Below are 25,847 nucleotides of genomic sequence, written 5' to 3' on the forward strand. Positions count from 1 at the left end.
TCGCTCCCGTGAGTGCGGCGCGGTATGCTGCGCGCACTTTTTTCATGTAGGGAAGCCTGACCCATGGCAGGAAGCAGTTTGCTGGTGCTGATCGACGATATTGCCACCGTTCTGGATGATGTGGCGTTGATGAGCAAAATGGCCGCGAAGAAGACCGCCGGGGTGCTCGGTGACGACTTGGCGCTCAATGCCCAGCAAGTCTCCGGCGTGCGCGCCGAGCGGGAAATTCCCGTGGTCTGGGCGGTGGCCAAGGGCTCGTTTCTCAACAAACTGATTCTGGTGCCGTCGGCGTTGGCGATCAGTGCGTTTGTGCCGTGGCTGGTGACGCCGCTGTTAATGGTCGGCGGCGCCTATCTGTGCTTCGAAGGCTTCGAGAAACTCGCGCACAAGTTCCTGCACAGCAAGGCCGAAGATGACGCCGGACATGCGCAATTGACCGAGGCCGTGGCCGAGCCGAGCACCGATCTGGTGGCTTACGAGAAGGACAAGATCAAAGGCGCGATCCGCACCGATTTCATCCTTTCGGCGGAAATCATCGCCATCACGCTCGGCACCGTGGCCGACGCTTCGCTGACCCAGCAAGTGATCGTGATGTCCGGCATCGCCATCGTCATGACTGTCGGTGTCTATGGTCTGGTGGCCGGCATCGTCAAACTCGACGACCTCGGCCTGTGGCTGACGCAGAAACCCGGTGCCGCAGCGAAAAGCATCGGCAACGCGATCCTGCGCGCCGCGCCGTACATGATGAAAGGCCTGTCGGTGATCGGCACGGCGGCGATGTTCCTGGTCGGCGGCGGCATCCTCACCCACGGCATTCCTGCGGTGCATCACTGGATTGAAAGTGTGGGGGCGGCGTCCGGTAGTGTCGGGTTTGCAGTCCCGGTGCTGCTCAATGGCGTGGCCGGGATTATTGCCGGGGGCGTGGTGTTGCTCGCGGTGAGCCTGGTTGGCAAATTGTGGAAGGCTGTGCGGGCGTAAGGACGCCCGCAGGTGTTCATGCCGGGCGATCAGCGCTCTTCAGCAGATGCTTCGACAGGTAGTGCGCGACGGCTTCATCGGTGCATCGGCCGATGATCTCCGCTTCGGGCAGTGCCTGTCTCAACTCGGCATGTGCGTTGCCCATGAGCACGCCTTTGCCGACACCGGCCAACATGTCGGCGTCGTTCATGGCGTCACCAAACGCGATGCAGGCCTGAATGGGCACGTTGAGGAATTCGGCCAGCTGCTTCAGGGCATTGCCCTTGGAGACGTCTCTGGCCATGACCTCCAGGCACCATGGAAACGTGAATACCGTGCCGATCTGATCGCCCAGCCGTTGTTCCAGCCGCGCCTGCAGCCTGAGCAGGGCGTCATGATCCTTGCTGCGTTGAAAGAAAAACACTTTCTGCACAGCCTGCAGCGGCAGATTCTCGGTCGCGCAGAGTGTTGGCTGGAAGTCCGGGTTCTGGCTGAAGTCCTTCAGGTTTTCGTCTTCTCGACTCATCAGCCAGCCGGATCGGCAGTAAAGGTTGATGGTCAGGTCGGTGTCGGCGCGGGTTTCCTCGAGCAATGTCTGAACAACGGCGGTCGATAATTCCGCGCTCAATGAAAGTCCGCCACAGGCGCTGGAAATGCGCGCGCCATTGGCGGTGATCAGGTGAACCGGCGGTGACTGACTGTCGAGCAATGACTCGACGTCCGTCTGATGCCGACCCGTTGCCAGCACGATGTGATGACCTGCGCGGTTCAGGCTGTGAATCACGCTTTTGGTAAAGGCACCGAAAGTATCGCCTGGCAGCAGCAGCGTGCCATCCAGGTCAGAGGCAATAAGCAAGTACATCATGACTCCTCGGAAGGGATCGCCTGCCCACCCAGTTGACCGGGCGTACGCCGCTGTCTGAAAGACGAAAGGGCGGCGTCAGTCTTTACCCGGGCGGGCACAGAAGGGCAGGCATATGAAAAGAATGTCGGGCGTGCAGACGCGCTGACAAGCTCGGCGGGGCCGATGCTTGCCAGCGGTTGGAAGGGTTTACTCGGCAATCTGCAACTTGCGCGACTCGGTGTAGACGTAACGGACTTTCTCGTACTCGAACGGCGAGTTCATCTGGCCGTAGCGGAAGTTGGTCTGGTAGCGCTTGTCGACCGCGCGCAGGGCCCAGATTTCCGGGTGGTTTTCGCTGACTTTCGACACGTTCAGGTAGTTGATCGCCGATTCGGCGGTGTAGTCGACGGCCAGGCCGGCGGTGTCGCGGATGTTCGACGGGCCGAGGATCGGCAACACGAAGTAGGCGCCGCCCGGTACGCCGTAGAAGCCCAGGGTCTGACCGAAGTCTTCGCTCTGGCGCGGCAGGCCCATCGCGGTGGCCGGATCCCACAGACCGGCGACGCCGATGGTGGTGTTGAGCAGCAGCCGCGCCGTGGTTTCCATCGAGCGCTTGCCCTTGAACTGCAGCAGGCTGTTGACCAGGTTCGGCACGTCGCCGAGGTTGTTGAAGAAGTTGCTCACCCCGGTACGCAGGAAGCTTGGCGTCACGTAGCGATAACCGTCGACCACTGGCAGGAACACCCATTGGTCGAAGCGGTAGTTGAAGTGGTAGACGCGGCGGTTCCACGACTCCAGCGGGTCGTAAACGTTGAGCGCGTTAAGCGTCGAGCGTTCGAATTCACGCTGGTCCAGACCCGGGTTGAACTTGAGTTTGGACAGCGGTTCCTTGAAGCCGTCGTTGTCGACCACCACGGGCGCGTTGGCTTTGCTGTTGTCGGCCTGGGCCACGCCTGCACTGAGGAGCGCTGCAATCAGCAGGAGATATTTAGCCACGGAAGAACTCCAGCATGGCGTCGCTGTTGACGCGGTAGTTAAGGTTGCCGCAATGGCCGCCGTAAGGATAAACGGTCAGGCGATCGCCGAAGGTCTTGCGCAGGAAACCGAGGTCGCCGGGGCCGAGGATCACATCGTCGGCGTTATGCATGACGGCGATTTTCGGGCTGTCGTGCAGGTAATCCTTGAGCGCGTACAGGCTGACCTGGTCGATCAGTTGCAACAGACTGCCGCCGTCGGTGCGCGCACGCCACATCGGGATCACCTGTTCGGTCAGGTAGCAGTCGAAGTCGCATTGCAGCGCACGCTTGAGGAATGGCGTGAGGCTGGTGCCTTCGGTGATCGGGAATTTCGGCGGGGTGATCAGGCCGCGACGGTTGATCAGGTCGGAAGTGAAGGCAATGTCGGCCGCCGAGAAACGGAACGAGGTGCCGATCAGCATCGCCATCTGTTCGTTGGTCAGATGCTGTTTCGACTGCTGGAAGTCGTAGAGCAGGGCGTCGTTGAGGTCGATGTAGCCTTTCTGCTGGAAGTAGCGGGTCAGCTTGTTCAGCACCAGTTCATAGAAGGTGGTGCTGTTGTTGATGCCTTTCACCTCGGTCTGCACCAGCTTGTCGAGGTTGGTGATCGAGGTATAGAGGTTGACCGGCGGGTTGAGCAGCAGGACTTTCTTGAAGTTGAAGCTGCGCCGGGTTTCGTCCAGGTGCGCAACGAACGCGGCATCCAGCGCACCGAGGCTGTAGCCGCTGAGGTAGTACTCGGTGACCGGCAATTTGGGATGTTGCGCGCGCACGGCTTGCATCACTCGGTACATGTCTTCGGCGTCTTCCTTGGTGATGCCCGGGGTGGCGAAGCGTGAGGCGGCGCTGATGAAGTCGAAGCTGGTCGGCGACGACAACTGCACGACGTGGTAGCCGGCCTTGTAATAGAGCTTCTTCAGGTATTCATTGATCGCGCTGTCATAGCGCGCGCCGGTGCCGGCGATCAGGAAGATCAGCGGCGCCGGTTTGTCCTGTTCGGCGATGCGGTACGTGAGTTTTTTCACGGCCCAGAAATTGTCCGGGAGAATGAATGCCCGTTCCGGGCGCAGGGTAATGCTGTGGTCGGACTGGTTGATCTCGTCGTCCGACGGCAATTCCGGGCGCAGGTCCGGTGGCGTCGTGGCGATGGTCGCCTCGAACGGGTTGGTCAGGGGATAGCCATAACCGGCGGCATCGATATCCACCGCCAGTGCGGACGCACTCAGAATAAGGCCGCAGAAAAGCGCGGCGAAGCGCAAGGAACGGAGCATGACTGGATCCCTTAAAGGAAGGTGCCGAATGAAGTTCGCAGGCTATGACCACCGGGGTTGCGCCAAAGTGCCATGCCTCGGCACCAAACAGGCAGAATTCGGAGTAATAGTAGCTGGACGATACACTTTGCAAGGCGCGGATGACCAGTTAACAGTTGTTAGTACTTGCCAACGGTACAAGTGCGATTAAGCTGGCCGCCGATTTCGTTGATTGGAGAGATTCATGTCCCGCCGCTTGCCCGTGATCCTGTTGCTCGTTCTGTTGCCGCTGTGGCTGGCCGCCAGTTATGGCGCGCGTTATGGCTTTATGGAGGACGGTCGGTGGGTTGGCATCTGCGTCGATGAAGCGAGCCGTTGGGAATGCTCGGTACGTTCGAACCTGGGGCTGATGATCCACTTCAAGGTACTGGGCTGGACCGCGCTGGGTGCGGCGCTGCTGGGTTTTGTGTTGCCGGGGCGGGCAGGGTGGTGGCTGGCGGTGCTGGCGCTGGTGTTCGGGTTGCCGGCGCTGGCGTTGTACAACACCACGCTGGCGGTATTTGCGGTGGTGATTGCCGGGTTGCGGTTGGTCCGGGAATCCCGTAGCGCCTGATCCTCAGCCTTCGCGAGCAAGCCCGCTCCCACATTTAATCGAGTTCCTTCAGTTGGAATGCAATCAAATGTGGGAGCGGGCTTGCTCGCGAAGGGGCAAGACTGGCCTCTGGAGATCAGCCCTTGCGAACCCGCAGGCAGCGCCAAAGTGCCGCCACCAGCAACCCGCTGACCAACGCCCAGCCCCATGCCTGCTGATTCAACAATCCTTCTTCATACAACTGCGGCGCAATGCCGGCGCCGATGATAAAGGTCAGCAGGGCGATTTCCCGACGCGGCACGCTGACCGGCCGGCACACGTAAACCAGCGCCGGCAAGATGAACGCCATGCTGGCAAAGCTGCGATAACGTGCGTCGAAGACCATCTCCAGCATCATCACCGCCGCCGCGAAACCTGCCAGCGCCACCAGCCAGCCGGCACGGCGCTCGAGCCGATTGAAGGCACGTTCACGCCAACCCTGGCGGGCGCTCAGGCTCAGCGCGGCATGGGCCAGCACCAACAGATTCAAGACCGTCAGCAAACCGACCCACAGCCATTCGCTGGCAAACCGCGTGGTCACTCGCGCCAGATCACCCCAGGCGCCGATCGAGCAGGCGGCCAGCGCACCGAGCAGCGGCAGGATCAACGCCGATCGGGTGGTGCGCACCCGGCCGCCGAGCAGCAGCGTGCCGAGGAAGATCAGCCCGCCAACCCCCAGCCATTCCTTCCAGTACGGCACGTTGGTCACTGGTCCGGCGAGCACGCCCTTGTCCTGGCGATCGGCATCGAACAGGCCCCAATAGCCGCCCACCGCACCTTCGCTGCCACGCTTCCATGGCTGGTCGAACGCCTCGATCAGGTTGTAATGCCAGCCTTCCTTCTCGGCCATCGCGACAAAGCCACGAATGAACTTGGCCTCGTTGACCCGGCTCGGCAGGGCGGTCTCGCGCTGGCGACCTTCGCTGGGCCAGCCGGTCTCGCCGATCATCACGTCCTTGGGCGCGAACTTGTTGCCGAACACCTGACGCACATCCGCCACATGTTGCAGGGCGACGTCGATGTTCGACGGATCATCTTCCCAGTACGGCAGCAAGTGAATGGTCAGGAAGTCCACCGCCGGCGCGACTTCCGGGTGCTTGAGCCAGAACTCCCAGACATCGGCGTAGGTCACCGGTTGCTTGACCTGGCTTTTGACCTTGTTGATCAGTCTGGCCAGTTGCGCGCCGGTGACTTCCTTGCGCAGCAAGGCTTCGTTGCCGACGATCACCGCGCTGACCACATCCGCGTTGGCGTTGGCCGAGGCGATCAACTGGTCGACCTCTTTTTCGGTGTCCACCGGGTTGCTGTTGACCCAGGCGCCGATCATCAGCTTCAAACCGTGTTTGCGCGCCAGATCCGGCAGCGCTTCGAGGCCGGTCATCGAGTAGGTGCGGATGCATTGAAAACGCGTCGCCAACAGGGCGAGGTCAGCGTCCATGCGCTCCGGGCGCAGTTCGAACGGTACGTCGAACGGCGACTGATCCTTGTCGAACGGCGTGTAGGAGGCGCATTGCAACTTGTGCGTCGGGGTCGCGGCGTCCGGCAGGATCACCGGTTTGCCGAGGCCGTACCAGAAGCCACCGAGGGCAAACAGGCCGAGCAGGCAGGCGAAGAGGTAAGGAAGAAAGGGAAAGCGGGAAGTCGCGGACATGGTCAGGCCGAGTGGCTGCAAAGCGACGCATGTTACCTGCATTTTTCAGCGGTTGGTGGCCTGCATGATTTGCCCATGCAAAGTTCGGGCGGATTGTCTGGCGCCATTTATTCGGAGGCGATTAATGGCCTTCTGATGTCGTTTCTCGGTGTATTGAGGTCGCTGACAGAGCAGGTCGCTGCGGGCGTCAGGCCGATGATCGAAAGCGTCAGCACTCCACTGGCGTTCAAGCGAGTTTGCGGTCAGGCGTGATGGGGGCGCTGTGCACCATAACAATACGTTGACGATGCCCGGCATCCGTTGGGCGCAGCATTTCGGGGAAGTAAACGATGAAGATGCGACGACTTTTAGGCGCAGGTGCCGCTCTGGTGCTTGCGATGAGTTCCACATTCGCCAGCGCTGAAAAACAGACCCTGAACATCGGTTACGTTGACGGCTGGTCCGACAGCGTCGCGACCACCCATGTGGCGGCCGAGGTGATCAAGCAGAAACTCGGCTACGACGTGAAGTTGCAAGCCGTCGCCACCGGGATCATGTGGCAGGGCGTGGCCACCGGCAAACTCGATGCGATGCTTTCAGCCTGGCTGCCGGTCACCCACGGCGAATACTGGGCGAAGAACAAGGATCTGGTCGTGGATTACGGCCCGAACTTCAAGGATGCGAAAATCGGCCTGATCGTGCCGGAGTACGTCAAAGCGAAATCGATCGAAGACCTCAAGACCGATGACAGCTTCAAGAACCGCATCGTCGGCATCGACGCCGGTTCAGGCGTAATGCTCAAAACCGATCAGGCGATCAAGGATTACGGCCTGGACAAATATACGCTCAAGGCCAGTTCCGGCGCCGGCATGATTGCCGAGCTGACCCGCGCCGAGAAAAAGAACGAATCGATTGCGGTCACCGGTTGGGTGCCGCACTGGATGTTCGCCAAGTGGAAACTGCGCTTCCTCGACGACCCGAAAGGCGTGTACGGCGCGGCTGAAACCGTGAACAGCATCGGCAGCAAAGAGCTGGATGCCAAAGCGCCTGAAGTCGCCAAGTTCCTGAAAAACTTCCAGTGGGCGTCGAAAGACGAGATCGGCGAAGTCATGCTGGCTATCCAGGACGGCGCCAAGCCAGAAGCGGCGGCCAAGGATTGGGTCGCCAAGCACCCGGATCGCGTGGCTGACTGGACCAAATAAAAGTACCAACAACGCCTGACCCCTGTGGGAGCGAGCTTGCTCGCGAAAGCGGTGTAACAGTTGACAGAAATGTTGGCTGACACGACGCCTTCGCGAGCAAGCTCGCTCCCACATTTGTTTCCAGCGACAAGTCCCGTCTTGCAGGGTTTACGGCTCTCTCAACGCCTCTTTCCAACTCTTTCGGCTAATTACCGTCCGAAAATTGGCGAAAACGTCATGTCGTTCTAATACTAAGGTCGTCTGGAACCCGTTCCGCAGCCGCATACAGTGGATACGTTCCAACAATAATCTGTGCTGCGAGGATAAAAACAATGAACGACAGCATTTACCTCTCGATTCAAAACAGCCCGCGCTTCAAGGAGCTGGTGAGAAAAAGGGAACGATTCGCCTGGATTCTCTCGGCAATCATGCTCGGGCTTTACTCCGCATTCATTCTGCTGATCGCGTACGGGCCGCAAGTGCTCGGGGCGAAACTCAGTCCCGGGTCTTCGATTACCTGGGGTATTCCGATTGGTGTCGGCCTGATTGTCTCGGCCTTCATCCTGACCGCGATCTACGTACGGCGCGCCAACGGCGAGTTTGACGACCTGAACAATGCGATTCTCAAGGAGGCTCAGCAATGATCCGGCGTCTACTGGCTCTTTTGAGCATCGCAGCGTTCGCTCCGGCCGTCTGGGCCGCTGACGCCTTGACCGGCGAAGTCCACAAACAACCGCTCAACGTTTCCGCCATCGCCATGTTCGTGGTGTTCGTCGGTGCGACCCTGTGCATCACCTACTGGGCCTCCAAGCGCAACAAGTCGGCCGCCGACTACTATGCGGCGGGCGGCAAGATCACTGGTTTCCAGAACGGTCTGGCGATTGCCGGTGACTACATGTCGGCGGCGTCCTTCCTGGGGATTTCCGCGCTGGTGTTCACCTCCGGCTACGACGGCCTGATCTACTCGATCGGCTTTCTGGTGGGCTGGCCGATCATTCTGTTCCTGATCGCCGAGCGTCTGCGTAACCTGGGCAAATACACCTTTGCCGACGTGGCGTCCTACCGCCTCGGGCAAACCCAGATCCGTACCCTGTCCGCCTGCGGTTCGCTGGTGGTGGTAGCGTTCTACCTGATCGCGCAAATGGTTGGTGCCGGCAAGCTGATCCAGCTGCTGTTCGGTCTCGACTACTACGTCGCGGTGATTCTGGTCGGTATCCTGATGTGCATGTACGTGCTGTTCGGCGGCATGCTGGCGACCACCTGGGTGCAGATCATCAAGGCTGTGCTGTTGCTGTCCGGTGCCTCGTTCATGGCGCTGATGGTGATGAAACACGTCAACTTCGACTTCAACACACTGTTCTCCGAGGCAATCAAGGTTCACCCGAAAGGTGAAGCGATCATGAGCCCGGGCGGTCTGGTGAAAGATCCGATTTCGGCGTTCTCCCTGGGCCTGGCCCTGATGTTCGGTACCGCTGGTCTGCCGCACATCCTGATGCGCTTCTTCACCGTGAGTGACGCCAAAGAAGCCCGCAAGAGCGTGCTGTACGCCACCGGTTTCATTGGTTACTTCTACATCCTGACCTTCATCATCGGCTTCGGTGCGATTCTGCTGGTCAGCACCAATCCTGACTTCAAGGATGCGGCGGGCGCTCTGCTCGGCGGCAACAACATGGCGGCGGTGCACCTGGCTGACGCAGTGGGTGGCAGCATCTTCCTCGGCTTTATCTCGGCGGTGGCGTTCGCGACTATTCTGGCGGTGGTGGCGGGTCTGACCCTGGCCGGTGCTTCGGCGGTGTCGCACGACCTGTATGCCAGTGTGATCAAGAAGGGCAAGGCCAACGATAAGGATGAGATTCGCGTGTCGAAGATCACCACCATCGCATTGGGTGTGCTGGCGATTGGTCTGGGCATCCTGTTCGAAAGCCAGAACATTGCGTTCATGGTTGGCCTGGCGTTCTCCATCGCGGCGAGCTGCAACTTCCCGGTGCTGTTGCTTTCGATGTACTGGAAGAAGCTGACCACCCGCGGCGCGATGATCGGCGGCTGGTTGGGGCTGGTGAGTGCGGTGGGGCTGATGATCCTTGGCCCGACCATCTGGGTGCAGATTCTGCATCACGAGAAGGCGATCTTCCCGTACGAGTATCCGGCGCTGTTCTCGATGGTGATCGCGTTCATCGGGATCTGGTTCTTCTCGATCACCGACAAGTCGGCTGCGGCCGAGAACGAGCGGGCGCTGTTCTTCCCGCAGTTTGTGCGTTCGCAGACGGGGTTGGGGGCGAGTGGGGCGGTTTCGCACTAAGCGCTGATTAGATGTTTTGAGTGAAATGCCCTGGTTGAGAGATCGGGGCATTTTTTTGTGGGCGGTTATCGGGCTGGAATTGGGTGCATATCCATTGCTGCGGTCAAGGCTGCTTAGGGTTCCGCCCTTACGGCGGGTCACTTTTGGCAAACGCCCCAAAAGTAACCAAAAGGTCTGTGCCCTGACGTTCGGCCCTCGCCTGGGCTCGGGTTCCTTCGCTGCGGGATTCATCCGGGGGGGGCAGCGCCTACGGTTTGCTTCGCTGCACCTCCTCTCGCTGTGTTTGGCTGCGCCAAACGGTCGCTGCGCTCCCACCCCCAGATAAATCCCTCCACTCAGCCTGCCGACGGGCCCTCAGATCAAAATCAAAAGCGGTACTCGAGCTAACGCTCATTGTGTTGAGTGGGGCGGCTGCGCCGCAGGGGCAGCATGCAATCTGAACTGTACCTGCTGGCGATGGCGGCCTACGAGCCGACCGATCTCTAACTGAATGCACTCAATCAAAATGTGGGAGCGGGCTTGCTCGCGAAAGCGGCCCGCCAGTCGCCCAATTTCTTAATGAGTGTACCTAGTCCCATGTAGGAACTGCCGAAGGCTGTGATCTTTTGATCTGCTTTGGCTTTGGCTTTGGTTTTTGATCTTCAGGCCCATCGGCAGGCCGAGCGTAGGTGTCCATCAGGGGGTTAGGCGCGCAGCGCCATGCGGCGAAGCCGCATACATCGAGAGGAGGTGCAGCGAAGCAAACCGTAGGCGATGCCCCCTGATGGACACCGTAGCGAGGGAACACTGAGCCTAAGCGAAGTGCCGTACGCCGGGGCAAAGCCTTTTGGGTTACCTTTTCGGCGTCTGGAAAAGGTGACTCGCTGTAAGAGCGAAACCATAGGAGGCCGTTACCGCAGCAACGGATATACACCCCAAACCCCAAACCCCAAACCCCAGTCGGCCCCCAGGCCGCTGCGACCAAACAAACAAAAACGGCCTCTATATAAGAGGCCGTTCCCGATCCAACTTCAAGACGTTATCGCAAGACAGGTCTTATTTGCGGTCTTCCAGCTTGGTGATATCACGCGACTCGTAGCCAGTATACAACTGGCGCGGACGGCCAATCTTGTACGGGCTGGAGAGCATTTCTTTCCAGTGCGAGATCCAGCCGACGGTACGGGCCAGAGCGAAGATCACGGTGAACATGCTGGTTGGAATGCCGATCGCCTTGAGGATGATCCCCGAGTAGAAGTCGACGTTCGGGTACAGCGAGCGCTCAATGAAGTACGGGTCGGTCAGCGCGATCTCTTCCAGGCGCATGGCCAGTTCGAGTTGCGGATCGTTGTTGATGCCCAGTTCTTTCAGCACTTCGTCGCAGGTCTGCTTCATCACAGTCGCGCGAGGGTCGCGGTTCTTGTAAACGCGGTGACCGAAGCCCATCAGCTTGAACGGATCGTTCTTGTCCTTGGCCTTGGCGATGAACTTGTCGATGTTGGACACATCGCCAATCTCGTCAAGCATGGTCAATACGGCTTCGTTCGCACCGCCGTGGGCAGGGCCCCACAGTGCGGCGATACCGGCGGCGATACAGGCGAACGGGTTGGCACCCGAGGAGCCTGCCAGACGCACGGTGGAGGTCGATGCGTTCTGCTCGTGGTCGGCATGGAGGATGAAGATCCGGTCCATGGCCTTGGCGAGTACCGGGCTGATCGGTTTGATCTCGCACGGGGTGTTGAACATCATGTGCAGGAAGTTTTCCGCGTACGTCAGGTCGTTGCGCGGGTACATCATGGGTTGGCCCATGGAGTACTTGTAAACCATCGCTGCCAGGGTCGGCATCTTGGCAACCAGACGGATCGCGGAGATTTCGCGATGCTGCGGGTTATTGATGTCCAGGGAGTCGTGGTAGAAGGCCGAGAGGGCGCCGACTACGCCGCACATGACGGCCATCGGGTGGGCGTCGCGACGGAAGCCGTTGAAGAAGGTTTTCAGCTGCTCGTGAACCATGGTGTGGTTTTTCACGGTGCTGACGAACTGGGCCTTCTGTTCTGCGGTCGGCAGTTCGCCGTTAAGCAGCAGGTAGCAGGTTTCCAGGTAGTCCGACTTTTCAGCCAGCTGTTCGATCGGGTAGCCGCGGTGCAACAGAATGCCGTTGTCGCCGTCGATATAGGTGATCTTCGATTCGCACGAAGCGGTCGACATGAAACCCGGGTCGAAAGTGAAGCGGCCCGTGGCCGTCAGGCCCCGAACATCGATTACATCGGGACCAACGGTGCCGGTTAAAATGGGCAGCTCGACGGGGGCTGCGCCCTCGATGATCAACTGCGCTTTTTTGTCAGCCATGTGGCCTCCTATTTATGCTTGAACCATCAGACAGACCCCCCACGCAGGGCCCGCACCACTATAGTGAGATAAATTCGAATGTCAATTTGCCTAAAGTCTTGCTCCAGAAGGCTTTAAGCGCACTTTTTCCTCGAAATTGACTGCCATTTACGCCTTTTATGCGACTTGTGCAATCAGCTATTGGGGGTAGGTGATTGCGTTGTCATTAGTAGCCTAACTGTCTATACTCGGCCACCGACCGCCAAGGGCTTTTGGGCTTGCTTTCATTGGGGGTCGCATCCCTGGGTGGTGGTTACCTGACCAGTGCACTCCCCAACAACTTTGCCCTGATTGTTAGGGGCTCTTCAGTGTGAAAAAAAAGCCGTGAAAAGCCAACGACCTGTAAACCTAGACCTAAGGACCATCAAACTCCCAGTCACTGCTTACACGTCCATTCTTCACCGTATCTCCGGTGTCATCCTCTTTGTGTGCCTTGCCATCATGCTTTACGCATTGGACAAGTCGCTGAGCTCCGAGGAAGGCTTCGGTCAGGTGAAAGCGTGTCTGACCAGTCCGCTAGCCAAGCTAGTGATTTGGGGCATCCTGTCCGCTCTGCTGTATCACCTGGTTGCCGGTGTGCGCCATTTGATCATGGACATGGGCATCGGTGAGACGCTGGAAGGCGGCAAGCTGGGCTCGAAAATCGTTATCGCCGTTTCCGTGGTGGTAATCGTTCTGGCAGGAGTCTGGATATGGTAACTAACGTCACGAACCTCTCGCGTTCGGGCCTCTATGACTGGATGGCGCAACGTGTGTCGGCGGTCGTTCTCGCGGCTTACTTCATCTTTCTGATCGGATACGTCGTGGCCCACCCAGGCCTCGAGTACGCCCAGTGGCATGAACTGTTCGCTCACAACGGGATGCGTATTTTCAGCCTCCTGGCCCTTGTTGCTCTCGGCGCTCACGCCTGGGTCGGCATGTGGACCATCGCGACTGACTACCTGACGCCAATGGCGTTCGGCAAGTCCGCGACGGCTATACGTTTCCTTTTCCAGGCAGTATGCGGCGTTGCGATGTTCGCTTACTTCGTCTGGGGTGTGCAGATTCTCTGGGGTATCTGAGTCATGGCTAACATTCCAACGATTTCTTTCGACGCCATCATTATTGGTGGTGGCGGTGCCGGCATGCGCGCTGCGCTGCAGCTGGCGCAGGGCGGTCACAAGACTGCGGTGATCACCAAGGTTTTCCCGACCCGTTCGCACACTGTATCCGCCCAGGGCGGCATCACCTGCGCGATCGCGTCCGCTGACCCGAACGATGACTGGCGCTGGCACATGTACGATACCGTCAAGGGTTCCGACTACATCGGTGACCAGGACGCTATCGAGTACATGTGTCAGGAAGGCCCGGCTGCCGTTTTCGAGCTGGACCACATGGGTCTGCCGTTCTCGCGTACCGAACAAGGCCGTATCTACCAGCGTCCGTTCGGTGGTCAGTCCAAGGACTACGGTAAGGGCGGCCAGGCTGCCCGTACCTGCGCAGCGTCCGACCGTACCGGTCACGCGCTGCTGCACACCCTTTATCAGGGCAATCTGAAAGCCGGTACCACGTTCCTGAACGAGTACTACGCGGTCGACCTGGTGAAAAACCAGGAAGGCGAGTTTGTCGGTGTGATCGCGATCTGCATCGAAACCGGCGAAACTTCGTACATCCGCGCCAAGGCCACCGTACTGGCAACTGGCGGTGCTGGCCGTATCTACGCCTCCACCACCAACGCCCTGATCAACACCGGTGACGGCGTTGGCATGGCGCTGCGTGCTGGCGTGCCGGTACAAGACATCGAAATGTGGCAGTTCCACCCGACCGGCATCGCCGGCGCCGGTGTACTGGTGACCGAAGGTTGCCGTGGTGAAGGTGGTTACTTGATCAACAAGCACGGCGAGCGTTTCATGGAGCGTTATGCTCCGAACGCGAAAGACCTGGCTGGTCGTGACGTGGTTGCCCGCTCGATGGTTAAAGAAATCATCGCCGGCAACGGTTGCGGTCCGAATGGCGACCACGTAATGCTCAAACTCGACCACCTGGGCGAGGAAGTGCTGCACAGCCGTCTGCCAGGCATCTGCGAACTGTCGAAGACTTTCGCACACGTTGACCCGGTGGTTGCTCCGGTTCCGGTTGTTCCGACCTGCCACTACATGATGGGCGGCGTTGCCACCAACATTCATGGTCAGGCGATCACCCAGAACGCCGAAGGCGTGGATCAGATCATTCCTGGTCTGTTCGCGGTAGGTGAAGTGGCTTGCGTATCGGTGCACGGTGCCAACCGTCTGGGTGGCAACTCGCTGCTCGACCTGGTGGTATTCGGCCGCGCTGCCGGCCTGCACCTGGAGAAGGCGCTGACCGACGGCATCGAATACGACGACGCTACCGAGTCCGACATCGAAGCAGCCCTGTCGCGTCTGAACGCGCTGAACGGCCGTACCGATGGCGAAGACGTGGCCACCCTGCGTCGCGAGCTGCAAAGCTGCATGCAGAACTACTTCGGTGTGTTCCGTACCGGCGAATACATGCAGAAGGGTATCGCTCAACTGGCTGATCTGCGCAAGCGTATCGCCAACGTGAAGATCAACGATAAGTCGCAGGCGTTCAACACTGCACGTATCGAAGCGCTCGAGCTGCAAAACCTGCTGGAAGTGGCTGAAGCTACCGCCATCGCGGCCGAAGTTCGTAAAGAGTCCCGCGGCGCTCACGCCCGTGAAGACTTCGAAGACCGTGACGACGAAAACTGGCTGTGCCACACCCTGTACTTCCCGGGTGAGAAACGCGTTGCCAAGCGTGCCGTTAACTTCTCGCCGAAGACTGTTCCGACTTTCGAACCTAAAGTCCGGACTTATTAAGGGTGATCGCCATGTTGCAAGTCAGTGTTTATCGCTACAACCCTGATCAGGACGCTGCGCCGTTCATGCAGGAATTCCAGGTCGATACCGGTGGTAAAGACCTGATGGTGCTGGACGTGCTGGCCCTGATCAAAGAGCAGGACGAGGGTTTCTCCTATCGTCGCTCTTGCCGTGAAGGCGTCTGCGGCTCCGACGGCATGAACATCAACGGCAAGAACGGTCTGGCGTGCATCACGCCGCTGTCCGCTGTCGTAAAAGGCAACAAGTTGATCGTTCGTCCGCTGCCAGGTTTGCCGGTTATCCGTGACCTGGTTGTCGATATGAGCATCTTCTACAAGCAATACGAGAAGGTTAAGCCTTACCTGCAGAACGACACGCCGGCTCCGGCCATCGAGCGTCTGCAGTCCCCTGAAGAGCGTGAAAAGCTCGACGGTCTGTACGAGTGCATCCTGTGCGCCTGCTGCTCGACCTCGTGCCCGTCCTTCTGGTGGAACCCGGACAAGTTCCTGGGTCCAGCTGCCCTGCTGCAAGCGTACCGCTTCCTGGCAGACAGCCGTGACACCAAGACATCCGAGCGTCTGGCTTCGCTTGATGACCCGTTCAGCGTTTTCCGCTGCCGGGGCATCATGAACTGCGTCAACGTATGTCCGAAAGGCCTGAACCCGACTAAGGCCATCGGTCACATCCGTAACATGCTGCTTTCGAGCGGCGTGTGATTCAGCTGCTGTAACCGTAGAACCGCTGTAACGAAGAGGCTGTGGCGCGGGCTTCAACCCGCGTCATGGCTATAACCAGAGCAGTAGCCACAAACTGCAGCTCTTATTTTGAAGAAATGAGACAAGCAGGGGCATCCGGGCTGGTACCCGGACTATCAGCGTGATCCTAAGTGGCTTGTTTTGGTCGCTGCATTCGGACTTCTGCAAGTTTGCTCGGTATTGACGCCGATGGTGTTCCCCTAACCGAGGGTGACCAAGCATGCAAGAAAGCGTGATGCAGCGCATGTGGAACAGCGCCTACCTTTCAGGTGGAAACGCTGCCTATGTGGAAGAGCTTTATGAGCTCTACCTGCACGACCCTAACGCTGTGCCAGAAGAGTGGCGCACCTACTTTCAGAAGCTGCCTGCCGACGGCAGCTCTGCCACTGATGTTTCGCACTCCACAATTCGCGATCATTTCGTGCTGCTGGCAAAGAACCAGCGCCGCGCCCAACCGGTTTCCGCCGGTAGCGTGAGCAGTGAGCACGAGAAGAAGCAAGTTGAAGTGCTGCGATTGATCCAGGCCTACCGTATGCGTGGCCACCAGGCAGCCCAGCTGGACCCGCTGGGGCTGTGGCAGCGTCCTGCACCTGCAGACCTGTCGATCAATCATTACGGCTTGACCAATGCCGATCTTGATACGACCTTCCGTGCCGGCGACCTGTTCATCGGCAAAGAGGAAGCGAGCCTACGCGAAATTCACGAAGCGTTGCAGCAGACATATTGCCGCACCATCGGCGCTGAATTTACGCACATCACCGATTCCGAGCAGCGCCACTGGTTCCAGCAGCGTCTGGAAAGCGTGCGTGGTCGTCCGACGTACTCCGCCGACATCAAGAGCCATCTGCTCGAGCGCGTCACTGCCGGTGAAGGCCTGGAAAAATACCTGGGCACCAAATACCCGGGCACCAAGCGTTTCGGTCTGGAAGGCGGCGAAAGCCTGATTCCGATGCTCGACGAACTGATCCAGCGTTCCGGTTCCTACGGCACCAAGGAAGTCGTCATCGGCATGGCCCACCGTGGCCGTCTGAACGTGCTGGTCAACACCTTCGGCAAGAACCCGCGCGAGCTGTTCGACGAGTTCGAAGGCAAGAAGAAGGTCGAGCTGGGTTCCGGTGACGTTAAATACCACCAGGGCTTCTCGTCCAACGTGATGACCGCCGGCGGTGAAGTTCACCTGGCCATGGCGTTCAACCCGTCTCACCTGGAAATCGTTTCCCCGGTGGTAGAAGGTTCGGTTCGCGCCCGTCAGGATCGTCGTAACGACCCGACCGGTGAGAAGGTTCTGCCGATCTCCATCCACGGTGACGCTGCATTCGCAGGTCAGGGCGTGGTCATGGAAACCTTCCAGATGTCGCAGACCCGCGGTTTCAAGACCGGCGGTACCGTGCACATCGTGATCAACAACCAGGTCGGTTTCACCATCAGCAACCCGCTGGACTCGCGTTCCACCGAGTACGCCACCGACGTTGCGAAGATGATCCAGGCGCCGATCCTCCATGTGAATGGCGATGATCCGGAAGCCGTGCTGTTCGTGACCCAGTTGGCCATCGACTACCGCATGCAGTTCAAGCGTGACGTGGTGATCGACCTGGTCTGCTACCGTCGTCGCGGCCACAACGAGGCCGACGAGCCAAGCGGTACCCAGCCGCTGATGTACCAGCAGATCACCAAGCAGCGCACCACCCGTGAGCTGTACGCTGATCGTCTGACCCAGGCCGGCGTACTCGACGCAGAGCGTGTTCAGGCGAAAGTCGACGAATACCGCAACGCGCTGGACAACGGTCTGCACGTCGTGAAATCGCTGGTCAAAGAGCCGAACAAAGAGCTGTTCGTGGACTGGCGTCCGTATCTGGGCCACGCCTGGACTGCGCGTCACGACACGCGTTTCGATCTGAAGACCCTGCAGGAACTGTCCGCCAAGCTGCTGGAAATTCCGGAAGGCTTCGTGGTTCAGCGTCAGGTTGCGAAGATCTACGAAGACCGTCAGAAGATGCAAGCCGGCGGCCTGCCGATCAACTGGGGTTACGCCGAAACCATGGCGTACGCGACCCTGGCGTTCGAAGGTCACCCGATCCGCATGACCGGTCAGGACATCGGCCGCGGTACGTTCTCGCACCGTCACGCTGTGCTGCACAACCAGAAAGATGCTGGCACCTACATTCCGCTGAAACACCTGTACGAAGGTCAGCCACGCTTTGACCTGTACGACTCGTTCCTGTCGGAAGAAGCGGTACTGGCCTTCGAATACGGCTACTCGACCACCACGCCAAACGCGCTGGTGATCTGGGAAGCCCAGTTCGGCGACTTCGCCAACGGTGCACAGGTTGTTATCGACCAGTTCATCACCAGCGGCGAACACAAGTGGGGCCGTCTCTGCGGTCTGACCATGCTGTTGCCGCACGGCTACGAAGGTCAGGGTCCTGAGCACAGCTCGGCTCGTCTTGAGCGTTACCTGCAGTTGTGCGCCGAGCACAACATTCAGGTGTGCATGCCGACCACTCCGGCCCAGATCTACCACTTGCTGCGTCGTCAGGTGATTCGCCCACTGCGCAAACCTCTGGTAGTGCTGACGCCGAAGTCGCTGCTGCGCCACAAACTGGCCGTCTCGACCCTGGAAGATCTGGCCGAAGGTTCGTTCCAGACCGTGATCCCGGAAATCGATGCCCTGGACCCGAAAAAGGTCGAGCGCGTTGTTCTGTGTAGCGGCAAGGTCTACTACGACCTGCTGGAAAAACGCCGTGCCGAAGGCCGTGACGATATCGCCATCGTGCGTATCGAGCAGCTGTATCCATTCCCTGAGGACGACTTGAAAGAAGTCCTGGCGCCTTATACCAACGTCAAGCATGCCGTTTGGTGTCAGGAAGAGCCGATGAACCAGGGTGCCTGGTACTGCAGCCAGCATCACCTGCGTCGCAGCATCGGTAACCTCAACAAGTCTCTCGTACTCGAGTACGCGGGCCGTGAGGCTTCTGCTGCCCCAGCATGTGGTTACGCATCGATGCACGCCGAGCAGCAGGAAAAACTGCTGCAAGACGCGTTTACCGTTTAACGCCTTCGCGCACCTGAAACCGAATTTAAGGAACCACAGATAATGGCTATCGAGATCAAAGCCCCCACTTTCCCGGAATCGGTTGCCGATGGCACCGTTGCCACCTGGCACAAAAAACCGGGCGACGCCGTCAAGCGTGACGACCTGATCGTCGACATCGAAACCGACAAAGTCGTACTGGAAGTGCTGGCTACCGCCGACGGCGTGCTGGGCGCAATCGTCAAGAACGAAGGCGACACCGTTCTGTCCGACGAAGTCCTGGGCTCCATCGAAGCGGGCGGCGCTGCTGCCGCTGCCCCAGCCGCCGCTGCTGCTCCGGCCGCTGCTGCCGCCGCACCGGCTGCTGCCGAAGGCGAAGACGATCCTGTTGCTGCTCCTGCTGCGCGCAAGCTGGCTGAAGAGAATGGCATCAACATCGCTTCCGTTGCCGGCACCGGCAAGGGTGGTCGTGTGACCAAGGAAGACGTGGTCGCTGCTGTTGCCGCGAAGAAAGCCGCTCCGGCTGCCGCACCTGCCAAGGCTGCTGCTCCGGCTGCCGCTGCTCCGGTATTCGCTGCCGGTGATCGCGTTGAAAAACGTGTGCCGATGACCCGTCTGCGTGCCAAGGTTGCCGAGCGTCTGGTTGAAGCCCAGTCGAACATGGCGATGCTGACCACGTTCAACGAAGTCGACATGACCGAAGTCATGGCCCTGCGTTCGAAGTACAAGGACCTGTTCGAGAAGTCCCACAACGGCGTACGCCTGGGCTTCATGTCGTTCTTCGTCAAGGCTGCCACCGAAGCGCTGAAACGCTTCCCGGCGGTCAACGCTTCGATCGACGGCGCGGACATCGTTTACCACGGCTACGCCGACATCGGTGTTGCCGTTTCCAGCGACCGTGGTCTGGTCGTACCGGTTCTGCGTAACGCCGAGCTGATGAGCCTGGCTGAAATCGAAGGCGGCATCGCCACTTTCGGCAAGAAAGCCCGTGACGGCAAATTGTCGATGGAAGAGATGACTGGCGGTACCTTCACCATCACCAACGGTGGTACCTTCGGTTCGATGATGTCGACTCCGATCGTCAACCCGCCGCAGGCAGCGATTCTGGGCATGCACAACATCATCCAGCGTCCTATGGCCATCAACGGTCAGGTCGTGATCCGTCCGATGATGTACCTGGCACTGTCCTACGATCACCGTCTGATCGATGGCAAAGAAGCTGTAACCTTCCTGGTGACCATCAAGAACCTGCTGGAAGACCCGGCTCGTCTGTTGCTGGATATCTGATAGAAGCAGCCATGCGCTGCGGGTAGCGTACCGTCGGAAACGGCGGTGCGGCCCGCAGCGCGCGGCTTGAAGCTTTTCGCTCAAGAGGATTTTTTGAATGTCGCAGAAATTTGACGTAGTAGTGATCGGTGCCGGCCCTGGCGGCTATGTTGCTGCCATCAAGGCCGCGCAGCTGGGTCTCACCACTGCCTGCATCGAGAAGTACACCGACGCTGAAGGCAAGCAGGCCCTCGGCGGTACTTGCCTGAACGTCGGCTGCATTCCGTCCAAGGCGCTGCTGGACAGCTCCTGGAAGTACAAGGAAGCCAAAGAGAGCTTCAACGTTCACGGTATCTCGACCGGCGAAGTCAAAATGGACGTCGCTGCGATGGTTGGCCGCAAGGCTGGCATCGTCAAGAACCTGACCGGCGGCGTTGCCACCCTGTTCAAGGCCAACGGCGTTACTTCGATTCAGGGCCACGGCAAGCTGCTGGCTGGCAAGAAAGTCGAAGTCACCAAGCCGGACGGCTCGGTTGAAGTCATCGAAGCCGAAAACGTCATCCTGGCGCCAGGTTCGCGTCCGATCGACATTCCACCGGCTCCGGTCGATCAGAAAGTCATCGTCGATTCGACTGGTGCACTGGAATTCCAATCCGTACCTAAACGTCTGGGCGTGATCGGCGCTGGCGTGATCGGTCTGGAGCTGGGCTCGGTCTGGTCGCGTCTGGGTGCAGAAGTAACTGTCCTGGAAGCTCTGGACACGTTCCTGATGGCAGCGGACACCGCCGTTTCCAAGGAAGCGCTGAAAACCCTGACCAAGCAGGGTCTGGACATCAAGCTGGGCGCTCGCGTCACCGGTTCCAAAGTCAACGGCGACGAAGTCGTTGTTAACTACACCGATGCCAACGGCGAACAGACCATCACTTTCGACAAGCTGATCGTAGCCGTTGGTCGCCGTCCGGTGACCACTGATCTGCTGGCTGCCGACAGCGGCGTGACCCTGGACGAGCGCGGTTTCGTGCACGTTGACGATCACTGCGCCACCACCGTACCGGGCGTTTACGCCATCGGTGACGTGGTTCGCGGCATGATGCTGGCGCACAAGGCCTCGGAAGAGGGCATCATGGTTGTCGAGCGCATCAAGGGCCACAAAGCCCAGATGAACTATGACCTGATCCCTTCGGTTATTTATACTCACCCGGAAATCGCGTGGGTTGGCAAAACCGAGCAGGCCTTGAAAGCCGAAGGCGTTGAAGTTAACGTCGGCACCTTCCCGTTCGCCGCTTCCGGCCGTGCCATGGCCGCCAACGATACCGGTGGTTTCGTCAAGGTCATCGCTGATGCCAAGACTGACCGCGTATTGGGCGTGCACGTGATTGGCCCAAGCGCTGCAGAACTGGTTCAGCAGGGCGCGATCGGTATGGAATTCGGCACCAGCGCTGAAGACCTGGGCATGATGGTTTTCTCCCATCCGACCCTGTCTGAAGCCTTGCACGAAGCTGCTCTGGCTGTGAATGGCGGCGCCATCCACATCGCCAACCGCAAGAAGCGTTAAGACAATAAGAAACCACGGCGGTAACGGCCCGTCGTGAGCCTTGCGAGCAAGTCTCACCGCGGAATGTCCGCTGGACGCAGTCTTGCGTAGCTGCACCGGGTATCCGGAAAGGCTACGCAAGCAGCAGTCACAGGTGGCGCGGCACTCATCAAGAGCGCAGCGCCGAATGCGCAGTACCTAACGAAGACGGTAAAAAGCATGAATCTTCACGAGTATCAGGGTAAGCAGCTGTTCGCTGAATACGGCCTGCCAGTTTCCACTGGTTACGCAGTAGACACCCCGGAAGCAGCAGCAGAAGCTTGCGACAAAATCGGCGGCAGCGAGTGGGTTGTCAAAGCCCAGGTCCACGCCGGTGGTCGCGGTAAAGCGGGCGGCGTCAAGCTGGTTCGCAACAAAGAAGACGCCAAGGCCTTCGCACAGCAGTGGCTGGGCAAGCGTCTGGTGACTTACCAGACTGACGCCAATGGTCAGCCAGTCACCAAGATCCTGGTTGAATCGTGCACTGATATCGCTAAAGAGCTGTACCTGGGCGCTGTCGTTGACCGTTCGAGCCGTCGCATCGTGTTCATGGCTTCCACCGAAGGTGGCGTGGACATCGAGAAAATCGCTCACGACACTCCAGAAAAAATTCTGAAAGCCACTATCGATCCACTGGTTGGCGCTCAGCCGTTCCAGGGTCGCGAGCTGGCGTTCCAACTGGGTCTGGAAGGCAAGCAAGTTGCCCAGTTCGCCAAGATCTTCGTCGGTCTGGCCAAACTGTTCCAGGATCACGATCTGGCCCTGCTGGAAGTGAACCCGCTGGTGATCAAGGCTGACGGCGATCTGCACTGCCTGGACGCCAAGATCAACATCGACGCCAACGCCATGTACCGTCAGCCTAAGCTGAAGACTTTCCACGATCCGTCGCAAGACGATCCGCGCGAAGCGCACGCTGCCAAGTTCGAACTGAACTACGTAGCACTGGAAGGCAACATCGGCTGTATGGTCAACGGTGCCGGCCTGGCCATGGGTACCATGGACATCGTCAACCTGCACGGCGGCAAGCCAGCCAACTTCCTCGACGTAGGTGGTGGTGCTACCAAAGAGCGCGTGACCGAAGCCTTCAAGATCATCCTGTCCGACACCAACGTCGCGGCAGTACTGGTCAACATCTTCGGCGGCATCGTTCGCTGCGACATGATTGCCGAAGGCATCATCGGCGCTGTGAAAGAAGTCGGCGTGAAAATCCCGGTTGTTGTTCGCCTTGAAGGCAACAACGCTGAGCTGGGCGCTAAAGTACTGGCAGAAAGCGGTTTGAACATCATCGCTGCTACCAGCCTGACCGACGCTGCTCAACAAGTTGTCAAAGCTGCGGAGGGCAAATAATGAGCGTCCTGATCAATAAAGACACCAAAGTTATCTGCCAGGGTATTACCGGTTCGCAAGGTAGTTTCCACACCCAGCAAGCCATCGAATACGGCACCAAGATGGTTGGCGGCGTAACTCCGGGCAAAGGCGGCACCGAGCACCTGGGTCTGCCAGTGTTCAACACCGTTAAAGACGCAGTTGCTGCCACTGGCGCTACCGCCAGCGTGATCTACGTTCCGGCTCCTTTCTGCAAGGACTCGATCCTGGAAGCAGCGTTCGGCGGCATCAAGCTGATCGTCTGCATCACCGAAGGCATTCCTACCCTGGACATGCTGGACGCTAAAGTTAAGTGCGACGAGCTGGGTGTTACCCTGATCGGCCCTAACTGCCCAGGCGTGATCACCCCAGGCGAATGCAAGATCGGCATCATGCCAGGTCACATTCACTTGCCAGGCAAGGTCGGTATCGTTTCGCGTTCCGGCACCCTGACCTACGAAGCTGTGAAGCAGACCACTGACGCCGGTTTCGGTCAGTCGACTTGCGTCGGCATCGGTGGTGACCCGATCCCGGGTTCGAACTTCATCGACATCCTGAAGCTGTTCCAGGAAGACCCGAAGACCGAAGCGATCGTGATGATCGGCGAGATCGGCGGTTCGGCTGAAGAAGAAGCGGCTGCCTACATCAAGGCACACGTGACCAAGCCGGTTGTTTCCTACATCGCTGGTGTGACTGCTCCTCCGGGCAAGCGCATGGGCCATGCTGGCGCAATCATCTCTGGCGGCAAAGGCACTGCAGACGAGAAATTCGCTGCGCTGCAAGACGCAGGCGTAAAAACCGTGCGTTCGCTGGCAGACATCGGCAAGGCCCTGGCCGAGCTGACCGGTTGGGCTGTCAAGTAAGCCTCGTGCTTGACTGACGCTTCACCAGACAAAGGCCACCTTCGGGTGGCCTTTGTTGTTTCTGGCATCTGGGTTTTGAGTGGATTCTTGTGGCGAGGGAGCTTTCTCCCGCTGGGCTGCGAAGCGGCCCTAATGCAATCTTCGGATTCATGAGTGTTTTCGGGATATGCGCCTGCTGCGCAGTCGAGCGGGAGTAAGCTCCCTCGCCACGGAGTGCTCCGCAGGAAAAATAAATGCGTAAACGCGACACAGACACGTCGTGTATCGGATAGTTCGCCCTCAAACAGTGCGTTTGTCAGACAAATTCGTTAGGCTAGCAGCCATTTTTGCGTCTGCCGCCCACAAGGCATGCAACGCGCTAAACGGGTCAGTCTTATACGGACTGACAGCATTTCCCTAACCCCACAGGGAAATCCCCCTCTAAATTCCGATTCAGTAGTGTGGTATTTCCTTAATGAAAGTTTTGAAAGGTCAGGACATCCTGGCACTGGGCTTTATGACATTTGCCCTGTTCGTCGGGGCCGGCAACATCATTTTCCCGCCTATCGTCGGCCTGCAGTCCGGACCTGACGTCTGGATGGCGGCGCTGGGCTTTCTGATCACGGCAGTCGGTCTGCCGGTGGTCACCGTCGTCGCTCTGGCCAAGGTCGGTGGTGCGATGGATGCGCTGAGCAGCCCGATCGGCAAGATCGCCGGCGGTGTGCTCGCCGCGGCGTGCTACCTGGCCGTCGGCCCGCTGTTCGCCACCCCGCGGACCGCGACCGTGTCGTTCGAAGTGGGTCTGGCGCCACTGACCGGCGAAAGCCCGCTGGCGCTGTTCCTCTACAGCTCGGTGTACTTCCTGCTGGTGTTCTTCATCTCGCTGTATCCGGGGCGTCTGCTCGATACCGTTGGACGCTTCCTCGCGCCGCTGAAAATCATCGCCCTGGCGGTACTCGGCATTGCCGCGTTCGCCTTGCCGGCCGGTGATATCGGTCAGGCCACGCCTGAATACGTCGCGGCACCGTTCTCCCAGGGCTTCATCAATGGTTACCTGACCATGGATACCCTCGGCGCGCTGGTGTTCGGTATCGTCATCGTCAACGCGATCCGCTCCCGTGGCGTCGAGTCGCCTGCGCTGATCACCCGTTACGCGATCATTGCCGGCCTCATCGCCGGTGTCGGTCTGGCACTGGTGTACATCAGCCTGTTCCGCCTCGGTTCCGGCAGCCATGAAGTCGCGGCGGGTGCCACCAACGGCGCGGCGGTATTGCACGCTTACGTGCAGCACACCTTCGGTTCGCTGGGCAGCGGTTTCCTCGCGGTGCTGATCTCGCTGGCGTGCCTGGTGACGGCGGTCGGTCTGACTTGTGCCTGCGCTGAATACTTCAGCCGCGTGCTGCCACTGTCCTACAAGACCCTGGTGATCATTCTCGCTGCGTTCTCGCTGCTGGTGTCGAACCTCGGCCTGACCAAGCTGATCGCGTTCTCGATCCCGGTGCTGACCGCGATCTACCCGCCGTGCATCGTTCTGGTGGCCCTGAGCTTCTGCAAGGACTTCTGGCATGAACACGGTCGGATCCTCGGCCCGGTGATGCTGGTGTCGTTCCTGTTCGGCACCATCGACGCCCTCAAGGGCGCCGGTCTGGCTGACTGGATGCCGTCGCAGCTGTCGCACCTGCCGCTGAGCGAGCAGGGCCTGGCGTGGCTGGTGCCATGCGTGATGACCCTGGTGGTCGCCGTGGTTTGCGATCGCCTGCTGGGCAAGCGCAGCGAAGCCGTTGCCTGACCCGCCACAAGCGGGTCTTCAGCGCTTAAACAGAAATGCCCCGTATCAATCGATACGGGGCATTTTTTATGGGTGTCTGGCAGTGTCTTTTTTCGCGAGCTAGCGTCGAAGCACTGCCGAACTCCTAATGTGGGAGCGGGGGGGGGTGGGGGGGGGGGGGGGGGGGAGGAGGGGAGGGGGGGGGGGGGGGAGGGAGAGGGGGGGGGGGGGGGGGGGG

General features: G+C 59.4%; 20 protein-coding genes. 15 read left to right on the plus strand and 5 right to left on the minus strand.

The window, feature by feature from the left end; translation table 11 throughout:
- Window positions 1-63: 63 nt before the first annotated feature.
- Window positions 64-978 (plus strand): DUF808 domain-containing protein, encoded by a 915-nt coding sequence (locus AC27VU_RS25615; protein ID WP_400509631.1) that lies wholly within the window; start codon window positions 64-66, stop codon window positions 976-978.
- 16 nt (window positions 979-994) lie between these two features.
- On the opposite strand, the gene AC27VU_RS25620 is transcribed toward AC27VU_RS25615, so the two are convergent.
- From AC27VU_RS25620 to AC27VU_RS25630, 3 genes are all read right to left on the minus strand, one after another.
- Window positions 995-1,819 (minus strand): Cof-type HAD-IIB family hydrolase, encoded by an 825-nt coding sequence (locus tag AC27VU_RS25620; RefSeq protein ID WP_473019117.1) that lies wholly within the window; start codon window positions 1,817-1,819, stop codon window positions 995-997.
- Between the two features lie 189 nt (window positions 1,820-2,008).
- Window positions 2,009-2,797 carry an MlaA family lipoprotein gene (locus AC27VU_RS25625; RefSeq protein ID WP_003222981.1) on the minus strand — a complete coding sequence of 263 codons (789 nt, stop codon included), beginning with the start codon at window positions 2,795-2,797 and terminating at the stop codon, window positions 2,009-2,011.
- The gene (locus AC27VU_RS25630; RefSeq protein WP_003222983.1) at window positions 2,790-4,088 is read right to left on the minus strand and encodes a hypothetical protein; all 1,299 of its coding nucleotides are present in this window, start codon (window positions 4,086-4,088) and stop codon (window positions 2,790-2,792) included. Before AC27VU_RS25630 ends, AC27VU_RS25625 begins: the two co-directional genes overlap by 8 nt.
- Before the next feature lie 223 nt (window positions 4,089-4,311).
- Here AC27VU_RS25630 and AC27VU_RS25635 point away from each other — a divergent pair, with 223 nt between their 5' ends.
- Window positions 4,312-4,680 carry a hypothetical protein gene (locus AC27VU_RS25635; RefSeq protein WP_003222985.1) on the plus strand — a complete coding sequence of 123 codons (369 nt, stop codon included), beginning with the start codon at window positions 4,312-4,314 and terminating at the stop codon, window positions 4,678-4,680.
- A gap of 115 nt (window positions 4,681-4,795) precedes the next feature.
- On the opposite strand, the gene AC27VU_RS25640 is transcribed toward AC27VU_RS25635, so the two are convergent.
- The gene (locus AC27VU_RS25640; RefSeq protein WP_488725192.1) at window positions 4,796-6,391 is read right to left on the minus strand and encodes a glycoside hydrolase family 17 protein; all 1,596 of its coding nucleotides are present in this window, start codon (window positions 6,389-6,391) and stop codon (window positions 4,796-4,798) included.
- Between the two features lie 287 nt (window positions 6,392-6,678).
- Here AC27VU_RS25640 and AC27VU_RS25645 point away from each other — a divergent pair, with 287 nt between their 5' ends.
- The 3 genes from AC27VU_RS25645 (at window position 6,679) to AC27VU_RS25655 (ending at window position 9,808) form a co-directional block, all read left to right on the plus strand.
- On the plus strand, window positions 6,679-7,530 hold the full coding sequence (locus tag AC27VU_RS25645; RefSeq protein ID WP_003222989.1) for a glycine betaine ABC transporter substrate-binding protein: 852 nt from the start codon (window positions 6,679-6,681) through the stop codon (window positions 7,528-7,530).
- Between the two features lie 311 nt (window positions 7,531-7,841).
- Window positions 7,842-8,153, plus strand: a complete 312-nt coding sequence (locus tag AC27VU_RS25650) for a DUF485 domain-containing protein (protein WP_003222991.1) — start codon at window positions 7,842-7,844, stop codon at window positions 8,151-8,153.
- Window positions 8,150-9,808: a cation acetate symporter gene (locus tag AC27VU_RS25655; protein WP_103486067.1), complete on the plus strand. Its 1,659-nt coding sequence runs from the start codon at window positions 8,150-8,152 to the stop codon at window positions 9,806-9,808. The genes AC27VU_RS25650 and AC27VU_RS25655 overlap by 4 nt, the downstream gene beginning before the upstream one ends.
- A gap of 1,035 nt (window positions 9,809-10,843) precedes the next feature.
- Here AC27VU_RS25655 and gltA read toward each other — a convergent pair.
- Window positions 10,844-12,133 (minus strand): citrate synthase, encoded by a 1,290-nt coding sequence (gene gltA, locus AC27VU_RS25660; RefSeq protein ID WP_003222994.1) that lies wholly within the window; start codon window positions 12,131-12,133, stop codon window positions 10,844-10,846.
- A 363-nt stretch (window positions 12,134-12,496) separates the two neighbouring features.
- On the opposite strand from gltA, the gene sdhC reads away from it, so the two are divergent.
- The 10 genes from sdhC (at window position 12,497) to brnQ (ending at window position 25,630) form a co-directional block, all read left to right on the plus strand.
- Entirely contained in the window at window positions 12,497-12,871 is a 375-nt protein-coding gene (sdhC, locus tag AC27VU_RS25665) for a succinate dehydrogenase, cytochrome b556 subunit (RefSeq protein ID WP_016773673.1), read from the plus strand.
- Entirely contained in the window at window positions 12,865-13,233 is a 369-nt protein-coding gene (gene sdhD, locus AC27VU_RS25670; RefSeq protein WP_003222999.1) for a succinate dehydrogenase, hydrophobic membrane anchor protein, read from the plus strand. The genes sdhC and sdhD overlap by 7 nt, the downstream gene beginning before the upstream one ends.
- A gap of 3 nt (window positions 13,234-13,236) precedes the next feature.
- Complete coding sequence (gene sdhA / locus AC27VU_RS25675) at window positions 13,237-15,009, plus strand: succinate dehydrogenase flavoprotein subunit (protein ID WP_003223001.1); 1,773 nt, start codon at window positions 13,237-13,239, stop codon at window positions 15,007-15,009.
- A gap of 11 nt (window positions 15,010-15,020) precedes the next feature.
- Window positions 15,021-15,725 carry a succinate dehydrogenase iron-sulfur subunit gene (locus tag AC27VU_RS25680; protein WP_003223007.1) on the plus strand — a complete coding sequence of 235 codons (705 nt, stop codon included), beginning with the start codon at window positions 15,021-15,023 and terminating at the stop codon, window positions 15,723-15,725.
- Between the two features lie 259 nt (window positions 15,726-15,984).
- Window positions 15,985-18,816: a 2-oxoglutarate dehydrogenase E1 component gene (locus AC27VU_RS25685; RefSeq protein ID WP_003223009.1), complete on the plus strand. Its 2,832-nt coding sequence runs from the start codon at window positions 15,985-15,987 to the stop codon at window positions 18,814-18,816.
- A gap of 42 nt (window positions 18,817-18,858) precedes the next feature.
- Window positions 18,859-20,082: a 2-oxoglutarate dehydrogenase complex dihydrolipoyllysine-residue succinyltransferase gene (gene odhB / locus AC27VU_RS25690; protein ID WP_003223011.1), complete on the plus strand. Its 1,224-nt coding sequence runs from the start codon at window positions 18,859-18,861 to the stop codon at window positions 20,080-20,082.
- Window positions 20,083-20,179: 97 nt separating this feature from the next.
- Window positions 20,180-21,616 (plus strand): dihydrolipoyl dehydrogenase, encoded by a 1,437-nt coding sequence (gene lpdA, locus AC27VU_RS25695; RefSeq protein WP_003223013.1) that lies wholly within the window; start codon window positions 20,180-20,182, stop codon window positions 21,614-21,616.
- Window positions 21,617-21,814: 198 nt separating this feature from the next.
- Window positions 21,815-22,981 (plus strand): ADP-forming succinate--CoA ligase subunit beta, encoded by a 1,167-nt coding sequence (sucC, locus tag AC27VU_RS25700; RefSeq protein WP_003223015.1) that lies wholly within the window; start codon window positions 21,815-21,817, stop codon window positions 22,979-22,981.
- Window positions 22,981-23,862, plus strand: coding sequence for a succinate--CoA ligase subunit alpha (gene sucD / locus AC27VU_RS25705; RefSeq protein WP_003223019.1), 882 nt, complete (start codon window positions 22,981-22,983; stop codon window positions 23,860-23,862). Before sucC ends, sucD begins: the two co-directional genes overlap by 1 nt.
- Window positions 23,863-24,316: 454 nt before the next feature.
- Window positions 24,317-25,630, plus strand: a complete 1,314-nt coding sequence (brnQ, locus tag AC27VU_RS25710) for a branched-chain amino acid transport system II carrier protein (protein WP_003223020.1) — start codon at window positions 24,317-24,319, stop codon at window positions 25,628-25,630.
- Window positions 25,631-25,847: the final 217 nt, after the last annotated feature.

The sequence above is a fragment of the Pseudomonas sp. 14P5.3.2 genome, assembly GCF_057799175.1.

Excerpts from the sequence above, each read along its gene's own strand:
- AC27VU_RS25685 (WP_003223009.1), top strand. The coding sequence starts at position 15,985 with ATGCAAGAAAGCGTGATGCAGCGCATGTGGAACAGCGCCTACCTTTCA.
- AC27VU_RS25630 (WP_003222983.1), bottom strand. The coding sequence starts at position 4,088 with ATGCTCCGTTCCTTGCGCTTCGCCGCGCTTTTCTGCGGCCTTATTCTG.
- AC27VU_RS25680 (WP_003223007.1), top strand. The coding sequence starts at position 15,021 with ATGTTGCAAGTCAGTGTTTATCGCTACAACCCTGATCAGGACGCTGCG.
- AC27VU_RS25645 (WP_003222989.1), top strand. The coding sequence starts at position 6,679 with ATGAAGATGCGACGACTTTTAGGCGCAGGTGCCGCTCTGGTGCTTGCG.
- lpdA (WP_003223013.1), top strand. The coding sequence starts at position 20,180 with ATGTCGCAGAAATTTGACGTAGTAGTGATCGGTGCCGGCCCTGGCGGC.
- AC27VU_RS25635 (WP_003222985.1), top strand. The coding sequence starts at position 4,312 with ATGTCCCGCCGCTTGCCCGTGATCCTGTTGCTCGTTCTGTTGCCGCTG.
- sucC (WP_003223015.1), top strand. The coding sequence starts at position 21,815 with ATGAATCTTCACGAGTATCAGGGTAAGCAGCTGTTCGCTGAATACGGC.
- sucD (WP_003223019.1), top strand. The coding sequence starts at position 22,981 with ATGAGCGTCCTGATCAATAAAGACACCAAAGTTATCTGCCAGGGTATT.
- AC27VU_RS25640 (WP_488725192.1), bottom strand. The coding sequence starts at position 6,391 with ATGCAGGTAACATGCGTCGCTTTGCAGCCACTCGGCCTGACCATGTCC.
- sdhA (WP_003223001.1), top strand. The coding sequence starts at position 13,237 with ATGGCTAACATTCCAACGATTTCTTTCGACGCCATCATTATTGGTGGT.
- gltA (WP_003222994.1), bottom strand. The coding sequence starts at position 12,133 with ATGGCTGACAAAAAAGCGCAGTTGATCATCGAGGGCGCAGCCCCCGTC.
- AC27VU_RS25655 (WP_103486067.1), top strand. The coding sequence starts at position 8,150 with ATGATCCGGCGTCTACTGGCTCTTTTGAGCATCGCAGCGTTCGCTCCG.
- AC27VU_RS25615 (WP_400509631.1), top strand. The coding sequence starts at position 64 with ATGGCAGGAAGCAGTTTGCTGGTGCTGATCGACGATATTGCCACCGTT.
- brnQ (WP_003223020.1), top strand. The coding sequence starts at position 24,317 with ATGAAAGTTTTGAAAGGTCAGGACATCCTGGCACTGGGCTTTATGACA.
- sdhD (WP_003222999.1), top strand. The coding sequence starts at position 12,865 with ATGGTAACTAACGTCACGAACCTCTCGCGTTCGGGCCTCTATGACTGG.
- AC27VU_RS25620 (WP_473019117.1), bottom strand. The coding sequence starts at position 1,819 with ATGTACTTGCTTATTGCCTCTGACCTGGATGGCACGCTGCTGCTGCCA.
- odhB (WP_003223011.1), top strand. The coding sequence starts at position 18,859 with ATGGCTATCGAGATCAAAGCCCCCACTTTCCCGGAATCGGTTGCCGAT.
- AC27VU_RS25650 (WP_003222991.1), top strand. The coding sequence starts at position 7,842 with ATGAACGACAGCATTTACCTCTCGATTCAAAACAGCCCGCGCTTCAAG.